Annotated in this window: 15 protein-coding genes; 12 read left to right on the top strand and 3 right to left on the bottom strand. The window is 40.3% G+C overall.

The window, feature by feature from the left end; translation table 11 throughout:
* Nucleotides 1–22: 22 nt before the first annotated feature.
* Nucleotides 23–784, top strand: a complete 762-nt coding sequence (gene chbG / locus AACQ49_RS02065; protein WP_161778866.1) for a chitin disaccharide deacetylase — start codon at nt 23–25, stop codon at nt 782–784.
* A gap of 108 nt (nt 785–892) precedes the next feature.
* Here chbG and AACQ49_RS02070 read toward each other — a convergent pair whose 3' ends face one another.
* Together AACQ49_RS02070 and AACQ49_RS02075 are read right to left on the bottom strand one after the other, a co-directional pair.
* Nucleotides 893–1,459 carry an Ail/Lom family outer membrane beta-barrel protein gene (locus AACQ49_RS02070; RefSeq protein WP_004246725.1) on the bottom strand — a complete coding sequence of 189 codons (567 nt, stop codon included), beginning with the start codon at nt 1,457–1,459 and terminating at the stop codon, nt 893–895.
* Between the two features lie 201 nt (nt 1,460–1,660).
* Complete coding sequence (locus AACQ49_RS02075; RefSeq protein WP_109024018.1) at nt 1,661–2,383, bottom strand: hypothetical protein; 723 nt, start codon at nt 2,381–2,383, stop codon at nt 1,661–1,663.
* Between the two features lie 434 nt (nt 2,384–2,817).
* Between AACQ49_RS02075 and AACQ49_RS02080 the strand changes: the two genes are divergently transcribed.
* The 6 genes from AACQ49_RS02080 to AACQ49_RS02105 all read left to right on the top strand — a co-directional run bounded on the left by AACQ49_RS02080 (nt 2,818) and on the right by AACQ49_RS02105 (nt 8,633).
* Complete coding sequence (locus AACQ49_RS02080; RefSeq protein ID WP_004249044.1) at nt 2,818–3,597, top strand: class I SAM-dependent methyltransferase; 780 nt, start codon at nt 2,818–2,820, stop codon at nt 3,595–3,597.
* Between the two features lie 21 nt (nt 3,598–3,618).
* Nucleotides 3,619–5,196, top strand: a complete 1,578-nt coding sequence (nikA, locus tag AACQ49_RS02085) for a nickel ABC transporter substrate-binding protein (protein ID WP_004246728.1) — start codon at nt 3,619–3,621, stop codon at nt 5,194–5,196.
* A gap of 62 nt (nt 5,197–5,258) precedes the next feature.
* Nucleotides 5,259–6,185: a nickel/cobalt ABC transporter permease gene (gene opp1B, locus AACQ49_RS02090; RefSeq protein WP_004246729.1), complete on the top strand. Its 927-nt coding sequence runs from the start codon at nt 5,259–5,261 to the stop codon at nt 6,183–6,185.
* 2 nt (nt 6,186–6,187) lie between these two features.
* Nucleotides 6,188–7,057 carry a nickel/cobalt ABC transporter permease gene (gene opp1C / locus AACQ49_RS02095; RefSeq protein WP_004246730.1) on the top strand — a complete coding sequence of 290 codons (870 nt, stop codon included), beginning with the start codon at nt 6,188–6,190 and terminating at the stop codon, nt 7,055–7,057.
* Nucleotides 7,035–7,844, top strand: a complete 810-nt coding sequence (locus tag AACQ49_RS02100) for an ABC transporter ATP-binding protein (RefSeq protein ID WP_004246731.1) — start codon at nt 7,035–7,037, stop codon at nt 7,842–7,844. Before opp1C ends, AACQ49_RS02100 begins: the two co-directional genes overlap by 23 nt.
* Nucleotides 7,845–7,880: 36 nt before the next feature.
* Nucleotides 7,881–8,633: an ABC transporter ATP-binding protein gene (locus AACQ49_RS02105; RefSeq protein ID WP_004246732.1), complete on the top strand. Its 753-nt coding sequence runs from the start codon at nt 7,881–7,883 to the stop codon at nt 8,631–8,633.
* A gap of 51 nt (nt 8,634–8,684) precedes the next feature.
* Here AACQ49_RS02105 and AACQ49_RS02110 read toward each other — a convergent pair whose 3' ends face one another.
* A complete protein-coding gene (locus AACQ49_RS02110) occupies nt 8,685–9,113 on the bottom strand; it encodes a hypothetical protein (protein WP_004249048.1) in 429 nt (142 codons plus the stop codon).
* 435 nt (nt 9,114–9,548) lie between these two features.
* Between AACQ49_RS02110 and AACQ49_RS02115 the strand changes: the two genes are divergently transcribed.
* Genes AACQ49_RS02115 through AACQ49_RS02135 form a run of 5 tightly spaced genes read left to right on the top strand, consistent with a single transcriptional unit; the run spans nt 9,549 to nt 15,842 of the window.
* Nucleotides 9,549–11,135: an FGGY-family carbohydrate kinase gene (locus AACQ49_RS02115; protein WP_017628631.1), complete on the top strand. Its 1,587-nt coding sequence runs from the start codon at nt 9,549–9,551 to the stop codon at nt 11,133–11,135.
* A 50-nt stretch (nt 11,136–11,185) separates the two neighbouring features.
* Nucleotides 11,186–12,832, top strand: a complete 1,647-nt coding sequence (locus tag AACQ49_RS02120; protein WP_161778867.1) for a signal transduction protein — start codon at nt 11,186–11,188, stop codon at nt 12,830–12,832.
* A 10-nt stretch (nt 12,833–12,842) separates the two neighbouring features.
* Nucleotides 12,843–13,772: a dihydrodipicolinate synthase family protein gene (locus tag AACQ49_RS02125; RefSeq protein WP_004249052.1), complete on the top strand. Its 930-nt coding sequence runs from the start codon at nt 12,843–12,845 to the stop codon at nt 13,770–13,772.
* Nucleotides 13,773–13,794: 22 nt separating this feature from the next.
* Nucleotides 13,795–14,847 (top strand): sialidase family protein, encoded by a 1,053-nt coding sequence (locus AACQ49_RS02130; RefSeq protein ID WP_004246737.1) that lies wholly within the window; start codon nt 13,795–13,797, stop codon nt 14,845–14,847.
* A gap of 20 nt (nt 14,848–14,867) precedes the next feature.
* Nucleotides 14,868–15,842 carry a tripartite tricarboxylate transporter substrate binding protein gene (locus AACQ49_RS02135; protein ID WP_223293382.1) on the top strand — a complete coding sequence of 325 codons (975 nt, stop codon included), beginning with the start codon at nt 14,868–14,870 and terminating at the stop codon, nt 15,840–15,842.
* Nucleotides 15,843–15,872: the final 30 nt, after the last annotated feature.

The raw sequence follows: 15,872 nt of genomic DNA on the forward strand, positions 1-15,872 counted from the left end.
TAAATCATAAAAAGGAGACAGAATGGCACATTTGTTAATTGTCAATGCCGATGATTTTGGGCTGAGTAGAGGGCAAAATTATGGCATTGTTGAATGTCATCGTCATGGCATAGTGACATCAACGACAGCGTTGGTGAATGCTGAAGGTATTGAGCATGCTGCACAATTATGCAAGGAGCTACCTCATCTTGGTGTCGGGCTTCATTTTACATTGACTATGGGACAGCCGCTGTCTCCTATCCCTTCTTTAACGCGTAATGGGGTATTAGGTAAATGGCTATGGCAAATGGCAGAGCAAGAGCTGTTACCTTTAGATGAGATACGAGTGGAGCTTAATGCACAATATCAGCGCTTTGTTGAGTTGTTTGGTTGTCCCCCCGACCATATAGACAGCCATCATCACGTGCATATGTTTAAACAAATTTTCCCCATCGTGGCAGAGTTTGCACAACAAAAAGCATTACCGATACGTGTTGATAGACTGTTGGCACAAAAAGAAAGTCTTAATACTCAAGGGGTTATTAGTAGTGATGGTTTTGATAGTCAATTCTATGGTGATGAAATCAGCCAAGCCTTGTTTTTAAAGACACTGGATGACGCTAAAGCACGTGGTGAACAATCACTTGAAGTGATGACACATCCTGCTTTTATTGATAATCCTTTACATGCGAGTGGTTACTGTTTCCAACGTTTAACGGAATTAGAGGTGTTGACGCAATCATCGTTAAAACAAGCGATTGCTGAGCGTGGATATCAATTAGGTACTTATCAAGATTTAATTTAATAATATTATCTCGTATTTTAAAAATATCCCAGAGTGTGTCTGTGAAATAATTTGCCTCTGTTATTGATAATGACAGAGGCTTTTTTTATAATTTAATTAAATCAATAATTAGAAGCTATAACCAATATTTGCAATAAAGCCATCAATAATTAATTTATTATCACTTAATTTATTCATTTTATAACGGCTGTTTTCATAGCCAACGGAAACAGAAAGCATATCGATAGGGTTAATGGTAACACCGGCTCCCCAGCTAAAAGCATTTTTCTTGATTATACTTTCAGGTACTTGTCTAGTATCTAAACCTTTAAATTCGATTTGAGCCATACCTGCCACACCATATACACTAATATAGTCATTGAGGCGTAGGGTTGGCCCCGCCATCACTGAATAATAGCGGGCATCAACATCTTTTATTAATTGTTTTAAAGGCTTATTTAAATCATATTCATTTTGCGCATAGGTAGCAATTGCCATAATACCTAGCTGTTGATTGAATTCTTGACGTATAGAGAGATTACCACCGCGCATAATGCCTGATTGGCCGGCAATTTTTATTTGTGCATAACCTGCAGAAATTGTTGTTTTATCTAATGAGGTATTTTCATGTGCTTGAACGGTAGAAATAGAAAATATTCCACTGATAAATAATGCTGATAATAGTTGTTTTTTCATTTTTAATATCCCATTTGCTTACTATTTAGAATGGTGAATTATAGTAATGACAATTGTTTAAATTGGAATAAAAAAAGATAAATGAGATAAAATAGGTTTTTTTTATATAAAAATAATAATTTATTGGCGTGTTTGTTTTTATAAATAAATAGCGTTTATATCAATATAAAACGCTATTTTTTATTTTATTTAATACCTAAGTTATTTATTTGTTGTTAGGTTATCTTGCTTATTAGTCGTATTAGTCGTATTAGTCGTATTAGTCGTATTAGTTGTAGCTGTCATCGTTGAGGTAGAGTGAGTTGCGACAGCGGTCGCTGAAGTATTATTGATAGAAGGCGTTGTATTGATATCAAAACATCCTCTTAACCATGAGACTAAGGCAATTAAAACCAATAATAATACCAGTAACCAACGTAACCAACGGTGGCGAGTTTTTGGTGATATTTTTGCAAGCGCCGCTCCGGCAGCCGCTGCACTAGAGCCAGCAGTGACTTGTGCAACAGTCGGCGCTAAAGGTGTGGTACGAGGCCACCAAGTAATAATGGGTTTTCCATTAATGATATAGATGCTCTCTGCATCGGGTAGGGTTGAGGCGGTATCAAGCAGATGGCGCTCTTCATCGGTAATGCGTTGCTGTGAAGCAAGTAATGCCGTTTGCTCTTTAAGATTTTTTAAATCATCATCGAGAGCATCTCTTATCTCTTGGCGTTGTTGCTCTGACAATGCATTTAATGCCACTGGCTGACCGGATAATTCACCATACCATTCAATAGTATCTTCTGCGGTTTTTTGCGGGGTTGCAAACAAGGTGTGATATTTAGCAGGAAAGTGTTGTATCAGTAACTGTATTAATTGCTGTTGATGAGCTAAGGCAAAATCAGCACGAGTGGTATTGGTTGTTAATCGTGAAATGAGATCCATATGAGAGTGCCTTTATTGATAGCGAAAAGAAAATTATCAATCAACATGACTATCTAATCACTATAGCGCTTTTGTGTGCAAGAAGAAATCAAGGCCGCTATTTTTTATCCTTAATAAGAACACTATTTGGGCGACGTAATAGCGGTTATTAAGCTATCTGCGCAAATTGTTTCTAGATCTTCTCTATCGTCAGTATTAGCCTAAATTCTGTTTGCTTGGTATCCATTTTACACCTTACGATAACGCGTTTCGGTAAAAATCGATGTGAGTCAACGAAAGCCAGCTTGCCTTTGGAGAGCTAAAAATCATTGATATAGCACATGGAGGATCTCGAAACTAAAAGGTAAGGTGGCTGACGAAGACACACAATCCCCTTCTTTTTCTCGTTTAGGGAATTTTTACCTCTCTTATGTTGATACAACAGCAGGTTTTTGATGACAAATAAAATCGATAATAACCAATTACTTCATGATGTGACCCGTTACTGGAATATCCGCGCTGAAAGCTATAGTGCTGCCAACCAGCAAGAGTTATTAAGTGAAAAACAGCAAAAATGGCGTCAGTTATTGTTAAGCCATGTCAAAGAAGGGGAGACATTAAAGGTTCTTGATATCGGTACGGGGCCGGGATTCTTTGCTATTTTATTAGCGTTGTCGGGCCACCAAGTCACTGCAATTGACGCCACGCCTGGGATGTTGCTTGAGGCTAAAAATAACGCCAGCCAACATAATGTTTCTATTAACTTTGTTTGTGGTGATGTGCAAGATCTTCCCTTTGGCGATGAACAATTTGATTTGGTCGTCAGCCGTAATGTGACATGGAATTTAAAATCACCCTGTGAGGCTTATCAAGAGTGGTTTCGCGTATTAAAACCTGGGGGAAGCTTAATTAATTTTGATGCCAATTGGTATTTACATCTGTTTGATGATGAATATTGGCAAGGTTTTCTTGCTGATAGAGAGCGAGCGGCGCAAAAGCAAGTTGCTGATCACTATGTTAATACTGATACAAAAGAGATGGAAAGAATTGCTCGCCAATTACCATTAAGCCAAGTTAAGCGTCCACAGTGGGATATTAATACACTACTAGATATCGGTTTTATTCGTTATAGCGTGGATATTCGTATTGGTGATCACGTTTGGGATGAAGAAGAAAAAATTAATTACGGCTCAACCCCTATGTTTATGATCCATGCTCAGAAAAATAATCGATGAGAATGATAAAAGGAAAATAATGTGAAACCTCTATTTACAGTTATTCCTACACTATTATTAACATTGGCGTGCGTATTTCCTGCTTTTGCCAATCAAAGTAATAATATATTGGATTATGCCAGTACAAAAGATATCCGTGATATTAACCCCCATCTTTATTCCGGTGAAATGGCCGCACAAAACATGGTATTTGAACCTTTGGTTTTAAATACCGATAAGGGGGTTGCACCTTATTTAGCACAACGCTGGGAAATTTCTCCTGATGGTAAAAGTTATACCTTTTTCTTGCGCCAAGACGTTACATTTAGTGATGGCGAACCTTTTAATGCGCAAGCGGTAAAACTTAATATTGAGGCTGTATTAGATAATTATCAGCGTCATGCATGGCTAGAATTGGTACGTCAAATCGACAGTGTCGAGGTTATCGATCAGTATACTGTTAAGCTAAATTTAAAAAATCCCTATTATCCAACCTTAACTGAACTTGGCTTAACTCGCCCATTTCGTTTTATTTCACCTAAATCATTTATTAACGGTAAAACTAAAACAGGGGTGAGTCATTATATTGGTACGGGGCCTTGGGTGCTCACGGAACATAAGAAAGATCAATATGCTGAATTTAAGGTTAACCCTCATTATTGGGGGCAAAAACCAGCATTAACTGGGGTGATGTGGCGAGTGATCCCCGATAGACAGACAATGCTATTATCCTTACAAAAAGGAGATATTCAGCTAATTTTTGGTGCAGATGGCGACATGTTAGATATGGACTCTTTTGACGCATTAATGGCATCTGATAAATTTAAAACACAAATGAGTGCACCTATTGCTTCTCGTGCTATTGTGCTCAACAGTAGTCGCCCTATTACTTCAAGCCAAAAAGTACGCCAAGCATTAGAGTATGCCGTTGATAAAGAAGGGATTGCTCAAGGTATTTTAGCGGGAAGTGAAAAAGTCGCTGATACATTAATGGCAAGAAGTGTACCTTATTGCGATTTTGATTCACCAACTTATATTTATCAACCGGAAAAAGCTGCCTCGTTATTAGAAGAGGAAGGCTGGCTATTACCTGCGGGTAAAACAGTGCGTGAAAAACAGGGAAAACCGTTGCAGTTATTGCTCTCTTATAATGTGAATAATGCGGTTGAAAAAGAGATAGCCGAACTATTGCAAGATGATTTTAAGAAAATTGGCGTTGCACTGACGGTATTAGGGGAAGAGAAACAGGCCTTTTTAGATAGACAGAAAAGTGGTGATTTCGATTTACAGTATTCTCTTTCGTGGGGAACACCTTACGATCCCGCCTCTTTTGTCTCATCCTTTAGAATTCCAGCTCATGCTGATTACCAGGGACAGAAAGGGTTAGCCAATAAAGCACAATTAGATGCGATGATTGGCGAGTTGTTGATTACGCCAGATGAACATCGCCGTCAGACATTATATCAACGCTTATTTACCTCATTAGCGGAGCAAGCCGTCTATATACCATTAACCTATTCGCGTACTAAAGCGATTTACCGTAGTGAATTGGAAAACGTTGGTTTTAATCCATCTCAATATGAAATACCTTTTGAAAAGATGCGTTTTAAAGCCGAATAACCGATTAATTTAAGAGGTTACTTCAATATGGCACTGATCCGGTGCCATATTGGTTAAAGCAGATGTTACGTTATCTATGTTGGCGCCTATTGGCGATATTGCCACTAGTGTTGATTATTTCGTTTATTGCCTTTGTTTTGCTGAATTTAGCACCGTCTGATCCGGCAGAAGTGGCTTTGCGTGTTAACGAAATTGTACCGACGCCCGAAGCGATTGAAGGTATGCGCCGTGAGCTTGGTTTAGATAAGCCTTTTTTCACACGCTACTTTTTATGGCTTTTAGCGGGATTTCAACTGGATTTTGGCACCTCTTTTTTGACCCGAAAACCGGTGATACAAGAGATGTTAACTGCTCTCCCCCCCACGCTTTGGTTAGCGGCTACCGCATTATTATTTACGCTTATTATCGCGTTACCTTTAGCCTTATGGTGTGTGGCAAAACCACATAGCTTGATAGACAAAAGTATTCGGCTGATTGTTTTTGTGTTAACCGCAATTCCTAATTATTGGTTAGGGTTGTTGTTAATTTGGGCGGTGGCGGTTCATTTAGATTGGTTACCTGTCAGTGGTATGTTGACACCACAATCGGTCATTTTACCGGCATTTGCACTCTCTTTAGGTTATATCGGCACTTATTTACGTTTGTTACGGGGCGCAATGCTTAATCAATGGCATCAGCCTTATGTATTTTATGCCCGAACAAGAGGATTACCTGATAAGCTGATTTTGCGTCGCCATATATTACGTAATTCACTCGCTTCTGCGCTGACGGCGCTAGGAATGAGTATTCCGAAACTTATCGCGGGCACGGTCGTGATCGAGAATATTTTTGCATGGCCTGGGGTGGGGCGACTGTGTATTAGTGCCATATTTGGACGCGATTATCCGATGATACAAGCTTATATTTTAATGATGTCATTGTTATTTCTCTTTTTTAATTTTCTGATAGATATCATTCAGATGAAAGTCGATCCTCGTCTAAGGCGGTAACAATGTGGCGGTTATTCTGGCAACGACTTGCGCAAGATAAAAGTGCACAACTCTGTTTATTGGTGATAGTGATGATTACCATCGCCGGAATAGGCGCACCTTGGTTTGCACCTCATGATCCCACTTTAACATCGATACGCTTAAAATTTCAGCCAATCAGCTTTCACTATCCACTGGGGACAGATAATTTAGGGCGTTGTGTGTTTTCACGTTTACTCTTTGGTATTCGAACCACCGTTTTTTATGCCATATATGCGATGGGTATAACACTGCTGATCGGTTGGCTAATGGGGATGTTGGCGGGCTATTTTCACGGTAAAACGGATACAGTGATTATGCGTTTATGTGATGTGGTATTGTCATTTCCTGCGGAAATTATGATCTTAGCCTTAGTGGGCATAATGGGGCCTGGAATAGGTAACATCTTGATTGCGGTGATCTTGGTTAAATGGGCTTGGTACGCCAGAATGATACGAGGCATTGTTCGACAATATTCACATCGTCACTATATTGCTTATGCTCAAGTGATTGGCGCACCACCAACACATATTTTACGACGCCATTTATTACCCGTGACATTAGCTGAAACTATCGTTTTAGCCTCAAGTGATATTGGTAGTGTTATTTTAATGATCTCTGCTCTTTCATTTCTGGGGTTAGGGGTACAGCCACCCACCCCAGAATGGGGTAATATGCTGAGTGAAGCAAAAAATGTCATGGTATTACATCCCGAACAAATGCTACCTGCGGGGATAGCGATTACGGTTGTTGTTACTGCATTTAACTTTTGGGGCGATTTTTTACGCGATGTGTTCGACCCCGATAATCGTCAATCAGTCGGGGATAAATATGAACAATTTACTGACGCTTAATCAAGTCTCAATCTATGATCCTCACAGCGAAAAAAAGCGGGTAGATAATCTCTCCTTTAGCCTTAAACAGGGGCGAACGTTAGCTATTGTCGGTGAGAGTGGTAGTGGTAAAAGCTTAATCAGTAAAGCCATTATTGGCTTACTTCCAAGTACACTTGCACTATCGGGAGAAATTTTTTTTGATGAAAAGCCCCTTCATTTATATTCAGAGCAACAACGGCGTGCTCTATTAGGGACATCGCTAGGTATGATTGTGCAAAACGGCATGAGTGCTTTTGATCCGTTGATAAAAATAGGCAAGCAAGTTAGCCAAACTTTAATTTACCATTTTTCTTATACTAAATTACAAGCATTCAATGCCACTAAACAAGCATTGGATGAGGTGTTTGAGCATCAATCTTTAATGATTATGCAGGCATTTCCTCACCAATTAAGTGGGGGGCAATTACAACGTGTGATGATTGCCATGGCTTTGGCGTTATCACCAAGGTTATTAATTGCTGATGAACCTACTACCGCATTAGACGCTCCCTTGCGCAGAGAAATATTACAGCTATTGCAACGTATCACGATATCTAAAAACACCACCTTAATTTTTATCTCCCATGATCTAGGATTAGTCAGTCAGATTGCTGATGATATTTTAGTGATGAAAGAGGGAAAATTAATCGAGTTTGGTGACAAAAACAGCGTATTAGATACACCTAAGCAAGCCTATACCCGTTATTTAATTGAGGCTAGAGCTAAGCTTTCCCAACGTTTTGCACAGGTGCTTTATGCTCGGTGATCAGCATGAAACGGCGATAAATAACAAGAGGATCGAATGCTATTACGAGTAGATAACGTCAGCAAATATTATTATCAAAAAGGGGCGCGCTTTTTTAAAGAAAAAGTGACTATTCTCGATGCGCTCTCTTTTAATATACAAAAGGGTGAAGCTTTCGGGTTAGTTGGAGAAAGTGGCAGTGGAAAAAGTACCCTTGCACGGTTAATCAGTGGCTTAGAATTACCTGATCAAGGGGCTATTTATTTAAATGATAAGCCAGTGACGAAACGATGTTATCGACAAGGGGTAATAAGTATTGTGTTTCAGGATCATATCGCTTCAGTCAATCCGACTTTTACAGTGGGTGAAATGATTGCTGAACCTATTAAACTGATTAATCCGACTCTCCGTCATAACGAGTTAGAAACAATTATTTTTTCTTTTTTAGAGAAGGTGCAATTACCTAAAAGTTGTTATCAGCGTTATATTTTTGAATTGTCTGGTGGGCAAGCTCAACGAGTTTGCTTATGTCGTGCGTTAGCATCTTACCCACAACTAATTATTTTAGATGAGGCAATAAGCTCTCTCGATATACCTACACAAGTTGAAATATTGGATTTATTAAAATTATTAAAAGAGGAACTCCAATTATCCTATCTTTTTATTAGTCATGATATTCAAACAGTGACTTATTTTTGCGATAAAGTCATGTTTATTTTACAAGGTCAACAAATTGAATTATGCGAGATAAATAAATTAAGTACTGTTACTCATCCTTATGCTAAAAAATTAATTCAATCTGTTATTTAATCAACAAGCAATAATGTATTATCGCATCATTGCTTGCTGTATTTACTCTATTTAGAGATTATTCATTAAATGCGTTTGAATAGCGTTGGCATCATTTGCAGCATTAAAATCAATACCAAAATTCAGTGTCCCATCTTTAAGTTCAATACTACGAGGTGACGCTTTAGAGCAGGTAATATTCTGTATTTTCTCTTTTACGGTTTCTTGTGCTATTTTCGAGCTTTCACAGGTATTAATGACACCTTTTAACCCTTCACTGCAATAACCATCAATACCTGTTGTTTTTAGATCCTCAACAGTAAATGCCGACCAATCAAACGCAACTTTTATATTAGCATCACAGCTTTTATTTAAGTCTACAACACGGGATTGAATATTTTCTTCAAATTTCTGTTGTAATTCTCTTTCTGCCAGTGTGGCTGAAAAAGCCGAAGAAGTGATAAGAAGTAAAGAAAGACTGATAGCAATATTTTTCAACATAATTTAATACTCCAAAAATGAATATATAACTAAAGATTAGTCTATTAAAAATAAATGATTGAATATGATAAAAATAGAAAAATGGTTATTTTTAATATATTACTCTTTTTAAAAATAAATTTTACTATTAGTTAGGTATATTTTAATAACATCCTATATTGATAGTGATATTAATATGTTAACCACGGTTTTTATTCTCATTGATAGCTAAATGTTCGTTTGTTTTATAACGAACATAATCGTTTCAGTTCGCTATTAAAATGGTGAACAAAGTGAAATAAATAAATTTCTTTCTAAATCAATGTATTAAATTATTGATGTAGATCTGCATCACAAACCAATCCTATTGTGATTGTTTTTTCTCCATGCTCGAATTAACTTGCTAACTCGAAGTAGCAAAAATTAGCATAGCGTTAGCAAATGATGAGGGTTCGCATGGAACAACAATATTTTATTGGCGTTGATGTTGGCTCAGCCAGTGTCCGTGCAGCAGTATTTGATAGCTTTGGAAAGCGTCTGGGCTTTTCAGTGCGTCCAATTGCACAATTTCGCCCGAAAACGGATTTTGTCGAGCAATCTTCCGCTGATATTTGGCAACAAGTATGCACCACTGTAAAAGAGTCGGTGAAATTATCAGCCATCGATCCTCTCCATGTGAAGTCTATTGGTTTTGATGCCACCTGCTCTTTAGTGGCCGTTGGTAAAGAAGGGCAAGCACTTTCGGTTTCACCCAGTAATAAACCTGAGCAGGATATTATTATGTGGATGGATCACCGGGCAGTACAAGAAACAGTGACCATTAATCTGACTAACGATCCCGTTTTGCGGTATGTCGGGGGCGAAGTGAGCATTGAAATGGAATTGCCTAAAATTCTATGGTTAAAAAATCACTATCCGGAGCGTTATAAACATGTCTGGCGATTCTTTGACTTAGCTGATTTTTTAGTGTGGAAAGCAACCACTGCTGATGTTGCCAGTATCTGTACATTAACGTGTAAATGGAACTATTTGGCACACCAAGGGCATTTTAGTGAAAGCTTGTTAGCTGATGTAGGTTTGGATGAATTATTAGAAAAAGTACCACAAACCATTTTGGCTTTAGGTGAATCGGCCGGATGTTTAACGACCTCTGTGGCTGAGGCTTTTGGATTACATACTGGCGTCATAGTTGCTAGTGGCATTATTGATGCTCATGCGGGTGGGTTGGCGTTAACCGCATCACAACCTGAGGGAAGTTTGGCCATCATCAGTGGTACATCTAACTGCCATATGATTGTCAGCCAATACCCGATTATGGTGCCTGGGGTGTGGGGGCCTTACTTTGGCGCAATGTTACCAGAGTTGTGGCTAAACGAAGGGGGGCAAAGTGCTGCCGGTGCGCTCGTTGAATGGTCTATCCGCCGCCATGAGTCATGGGCTGACTTAGAACAAGAAGCGAAAGAAAAAGGTGTTAGTTACTATACCTTATTAAACCAAGCTGTCGCTGAATTGGAAGAAAATGAACCTTATCCAACAGCACAATTTCATGTTTTAGCTGACCATCATGGCAATCGCTCTCCACGTGCTAATCCTGCCGCCAAAGGAATGGTCAGTGGATTAACCCTTGAAAGTGGTCGGGTTGCCTTGGCTCGTTATTATCTTGCGACATTGCAGTCTATTGCCTATGGCACTCGCCATATTATTGACACCCTTGAAGATGCAGGGCACCAAATTAATCGCCTTGTTATGTGTGGGGGAGCGACCAAAAATCCACTGTGGTTACGTGAATATGCCAATGCAACAGGTCGTGAGATCCATTTAGCGCAAGAAGAAGATGCGGTGAATCTAGGCGCTGCTTTATTAGGCGCCGTGGCATGTAAAGCCTTTGATAATTTTTCTCAAGCAGCAAATACCATGGTACGAGAAGGCGGCGTTATTACACCCGATAGTGACACCTTTGCTTTCCATCAAGCGAAATACCAAGTTTATTTACAGATGTATCAAGATCAGCAGCGCTATAACGACATGATGGCAGATTGCTGACCATAAATTTTTCCGATTATGAATCGAGTTTACCTTACCAGGGATATCTTATGTTGAACTTAAATCTACCAAAATTACCGGACGTTATCAGTGCAGAAGCTAATGAGATCCTGATGGTTACTAACGCAGACTTACGTGAGCCTGCAAACGTAACATGCTGGCCTGTGCAGAAAAAATTTGAAGATAAGCTAGCCGCTGCATTAAAAGCACAAGGTTACACCATGAAACGTGCACATAAAATTGATGAAGCACGAGGCCATGGTTTTATCAGTAGTCAGCGTGAAGGTTGCGATATGTTTGCGGCTATCGATCCTGATGCACCCGTTATTGTGCTATTAACCGCATGGCAATACTCACACCATATTGCCTCTTCATTAGCGCATCATCGCGGGCCAATTCTGTTGCTGGCTAATTTTGATGGTACATGGCCGGGGCTAGTTGGCATGTTGTGTTTAGCGGGGACGTTAACCAGTTTAGGTAGAAATTATTCACGCTTATGGTCAGAAAATTTTGACGATACATTTTTTATTGATGGCTTAGCAACATGGTTGAAATATGGTTATGTAAATCATCAGCTTAGCTATCTTAAAGAAGTTGCGCCAACACACAGGGTAATGGCGACAGAAGCTGGCAAAGTGGGTCGAAAAGTCGGCGAATATATAATTAAAAATAAAGAAATAATAGGTTTGTTCGATACATTCTGTATGGGAATGATTAATGGGGTCTTCCCACAACAGGCAATGATCGATATTGGTATGCCCATTGAATCACTCTCTCAATCTGCATTATTGGTCGAAATGGCAAAAGTACCTGATGCATTAAGAGAAGAGTGTGTGCAATGGTACGAAAATAATGGCATGACGTTTAAGTTTGGTACAGATGATAAAACTGAACTGACTCGTGAACAGGTGAAAGAGCAGTGTGCCATGATGATTGCAATGGCGCGTTTCGTTAAACGCTTTGGCTTAACCGCTGTAGGCGTGCAATATCAGCAAGGATTAAAAGATTGTTGTCCTGCCTCTGATTTTGCCGAAGGTGCAATTGGGTCAACGGCACGCTTCCCGTTACCGGATGAAAATGGCGACATTATCAGCCCTAACACACCGATCCCTTGTATCAACGAAGTCGATATGGGTACAGCTATTCCACAAACGATGTTATGGCGTTTATTAACCTCGTTAGGCTTGCCTGCAGAAACAACATTACACGATATTCGTTGGGGGAGTGAGTATCAGGGAACCTTCTACTGGGATATGGAAATTTCCGGCTCTGTGCCTTTTGAACACCTTAAAGGTGGGATCAAAGGCGCAACAGGTTACCGTCAGCCACCTATGTTTTTCCCTAAAGGGGGATCAACTATAGCGGGTCAAGGTAAAGCAGGGCGTTTGTTATGGGCACGTGCACACTATCAAGGTACAGATGTGATTATGCATATTGGTACAGGTATGGCGGTGGAATTACCGGAGGCAGAGTTTGAACGTCGCCGTCGAGCCACTAACTACGAATGGCCATTACTCAACTGTACTTTAGATGGTGTAACTCGTGATGATCTTATGGCGGGACATCAAAGTAACCATATTACAGTGGCTTATGTTGATGACGATAAATTGGCGTTTGTGCTACAAGCCTTTGTTGCTCAAGCACTGACTCAAGGTATTCAAGTGAAAGTGGCAGGTGATGCCATTAACTTACTGTAAGGAATTTATAATGAGTCAGCAAAAATACGTTGGTGTTTGGCCTGTGATGCTCACTCCTTTTGATACTAAAGGAGAGATTGATTGGGCGTCATTAGAGCGCCTTGTCGATTGGTATATCGATGCGGGCGTACATGGGTTATTTGCCGCCTGTCAATCAAGCGAAATGTTTTATTTGAGTGATGAAGAAACACAAGCACTCACCCGCTTTATCGTTGAAAAAGCGGATGGAAGAGTACCTGTTGTTGCTTCTGGCCATACGGCAACGGCCTTAAGCCAGCAAAAAGAACAACTGCAGGCAATGGCGAGTACCGGCGTTGATGGCGTTATTATGATCAGTAATCGCTTAGCGCAAGTGGGTGAGTCTGATGATAAGGCGCTGGAAACACTACAATCCTTAACCCATGCTGTACCTAAAGAGATTGATTTGGGTATTTATGAATGCCCTTATCCTTACAAACGCTTGTTATCTGAAGAGATAGTAGAATGGTGCGCACAAAGTAATCGCTTTACTTTTATTAAAGATACTTGCTGTTCTCTTCCTCTCATAGAACGTCGCTTAGCATTATCAAAAGGAAGTCGTTTGCATCTAGCCAATGCTAATAGTCAAACCTTATTAGCGTCATTTCAAGCAGGATGCCAAGCATATAGTGGTGTTATGGCTAACTTCCACCCCGAACTTTATGTCTGGCTGTATGAAAATTGGCAGGATAAACCAGAGCAAGCTGCGCTATTAGCTGATTATTTATCAACAGCTGCGATGACTGAAACGCTGGATTATCCTGCCTGCGCTAAATATCATCAGCGCCTGATCGGCAATTTCGCGACACTGGTTTGCCGCTCTCGTAATAGTAGTCAGTTTGAAAACTCATTTTTCCCTTCTGCTGTTAATAGCATGACGGCATTGGGTGAAAATATGAAGAAGTGGCTTTCGTTAAATTAATTTAGGACACAGGAGTAGGAATATGCCTTTCGTGATGAAGGAAACCCAGTTTGTGCTGGATAATGCACATTCACTTTTTAATCACTGCCATGCTTCAACGATTGTGCGTGTGCCTAACTCTGAGCGTTTATTAACCGCTTTTTTTGCTGGCGATAAAGAAGGTAGCGGTAATACCGCTATCTGGTTGGCGATAAAAGAGGGAAATGATTGGCAACCCGCTCAACCTGTGGTTAAAAATCCAGGTGTTGCGCACTGGAATCCAGTTTTACATGTTGACCCATCAACAGGTAATATCTGGCTGTTTTATAAAACGGGTCCTGATGTACATAGTTGGACGACCCAATACGTTATCTCGAAGGATGGCGGAAATAGCTGGAGTTTACCAAGTGAATTGGTTTCGGGTGATGTAACACCTAGAGGTCCTGTGAAAAACAAAGTATTAGTGATGTCAAACGGCGAGTGGTTAGCACCGGGGTCGGTGGAGGATGATCGATACTGGGATGCGTTTGTCGATATTTCTAGCGACAATGGTCAACACTGGCAGCGAGTGGATATTCCGATTGCCCATCATCAAGGAGGGCAAGCGGAGCATGAAATCTGGCAAGGGCTAAAGGACGATGCCTTGTGGGAGACTGATCTACAACGTGTTTTTCAATGGGATGGCGTGATACAACCAACACTATGGGGATCTCAGCCTGGACATGTGCATGCCATGATGCGCAGTACGCGCGGTAAAATTTATCGTAGCGATTCAACGGATTATGGGCGCAGTTGGTGTCCGGCTTATGCAACAACCTTACCAAATAATAATAGCGGCATTGATGTCGTCTCCTTCGCAGATGGTCTGTTGGCATTGGTATATAACCCGAATTCAGGCAACTGGAGTCGTCGTTATCCTATCTCTGTCAGTCTTTCATCCGATAATGGCAGTACTTGGTCTGAACCATTCGATTTACTCGATGGGGAAGGCGAATTTTCATATCCGGCTATTATTGCTGAAAACAATACCCTACATGTGACTTTTACTTGGAACAGAAAAAACATTGTTTATCAGCAGTTAATAGCTACTCAATAAAAATGTGGAGAAAGGGTTTTATGAAAAAGAGTCTACTCGCAGCGTTGGCGCTTACGATGACATTGGGCATGGGGAATGCTGTAGCCCAACAGTTAACGTATCCTACTAAAAATATTGATGTGGTTATCCCAAAAAACCCGGGGGGAGGTACTGATACTTCTGCACGGACTATCATTGAATTTGCTAAAGATGTGATGCCAGCAGGGCGTATCTTTGTACCGGTTAATAAACCCGCAGGTAATGGTTTAACTGGGTTAATTGAAGTGGCAAATGCGCGTCCTGATGGCACTAAATTAGTCATGACGACGGTTGAATTAGCGATGTTCCCACATCAAGGTAAGTCACCCGTGACCTATAAAGACTTTACCCCGATTGCGACAACGATTGCTGATCCGGTTGTGCTCGTGGTGAATGCTAATTCGCCTTATAAAACATTGGAAGAATTTATTGCTGGGGCAAAAGCGAACCCCGGTAAATTAAAGATTGGTAACTCAGGTATGGGGGCTATTTATCACCTCGCGGGGGTGAATATCGAACGTACTACGGGAACTAAGTTTAATCATATTCCTTATAACGAAGGTACAGGCCCCTCTATTGCGGCATTAGTGGGCGATCATATCGATGGCGTATTAACCACACCCGGTGCGGTTAAATCACAGGTTGATGCGGGTATTTTGCGCATTCTCGGTGTGATGGATGAACGTCGCTTCCCACTTATTCCGGATGTTCCAACCTTTAAAGAAGCCTTAAATCTCGATACCAACGTGAAAATGCGCGCATGGGCTGTATTAGCCACAACAGCAGGTGTGCCTGATAACGTTAAAAATGAATTAGTAGGGGCATTTTCAGAAGTGGTTCAAAAACCAGAATATCAAGAAGCATTGAAAAAACAAGGTATTATGCCAGTATTTATCGTCGGTGACGATGCGTATCAAATGATGAAAGAAGATCATGAGATGTATGCTGAATTAATCTCAGCCACCCTAAAAAAATAACCTTTCTATAATAAACCACCCTATCCGCAA

The organism is Proteus sp. G2675 (assembly GCF_963886535.1).
GTDB classification, from domain to species: domain Bacteria; phylum Pseudomonadota; class Gammaproteobacteria; order Enterobacterales; family Enterobacteriaceae; genus Proteus; species Proteus mirabilis.

Excerpts from the sequence above, each read along its gene's own strand:
- AACQ49_RS02135 (WP_223293382.1), top strand. The coding sequence starts at position 14,868 with ATGAAAAAGAGTCTACTCGCAGCGTTGGCGCTTACGATGACATTGGGC.
- AACQ49_RS02130 (WP_004246737.1), top strand. The coding sequence starts at position 13,795 with ATGCCTTTCGTGATGAAGGAAACCCAGTTTGTGCTGGATAATGCACAT.
- opp1B (WP_004246729.1), top strand. The coding sequence starts at position 5,259 with ATGTTACGTTATCTATGTTGGCGCCTATTGGCGATATTGCCACTAGTG.
- AACQ49_RS02120 (WP_161778867.1), top strand. The coding sequence starts at position 11,186 with ATGTTGAACTTAAATCTACCAAAATTACCGGACGTTATCAGTGCAGAA.
- AACQ49_RS02100 (WP_004246731.1), top strand. The coding sequence starts at position 7,035 with ATGAACAATTTACTGACGCTTAATCAAGTCTCAATCTATGATCCTCAC.
- AACQ49_RS02125 (WP_004249052.1), top strand. The coding sequence starts at position 12,843 with ATGAGTCAGCAAAAATACGTTGGTGTTTGGCCTGTGATGCTCACTCCT.
- AACQ49_RS02070 (WP_004246725.1), bottom strand. The coding sequence starts at position 1,459 with ATGAAAAAACAACTATTATCAGCATTATTTATCAGTGGAATATTTTCT.
- AACQ49_RS02080 (WP_004249044.1), top strand. The coding sequence starts at position 2,818 with ATGACAAATAAAATCGATAATAACCAATTACTTCATGATGTGACCCGT.
- opp1C (WP_004246730.1), top strand. The coding sequence starts at position 6,188 with ATGTGGCGGTTATTCTGGCAACGACTTGCGCAAGATAAAAGTGCACAA.
- AACQ49_RS02115 (WP_017628631.1), top strand. The coding sequence starts at position 9,549 with ATGGAACAACAATATTTTATTGGCGTTGATGTTGGCTCAGCCAGTGTC.
- chbG (WP_161778866.1), top strand. The coding sequence starts at position 23 with ATGGCACATTTGTTAATTGTCAATGCCGATGATTTTGGGCTGAGTAGA.
- AACQ49_RS02110 (WP_004249048.1), bottom strand. The coding sequence starts at position 9,113 with ATGTTGAAAAATATTGCTATCAGTCTTTCTTTACTTCTTATCACTTCT.
- AACQ49_RS02105 (WP_004246732.1), top strand. The coding sequence starts at position 7,881 with ATGCTATTACGAGTAGATAACGTCAGCAAATATTATTATCAAAAAGGG.
- AACQ49_RS02075 (WP_109024018.1), bottom strand. The coding sequence starts at position 2,383 with ATGGATCTCATTTCACGATTAACAACCAATACCACTCGTGCTGATTTT.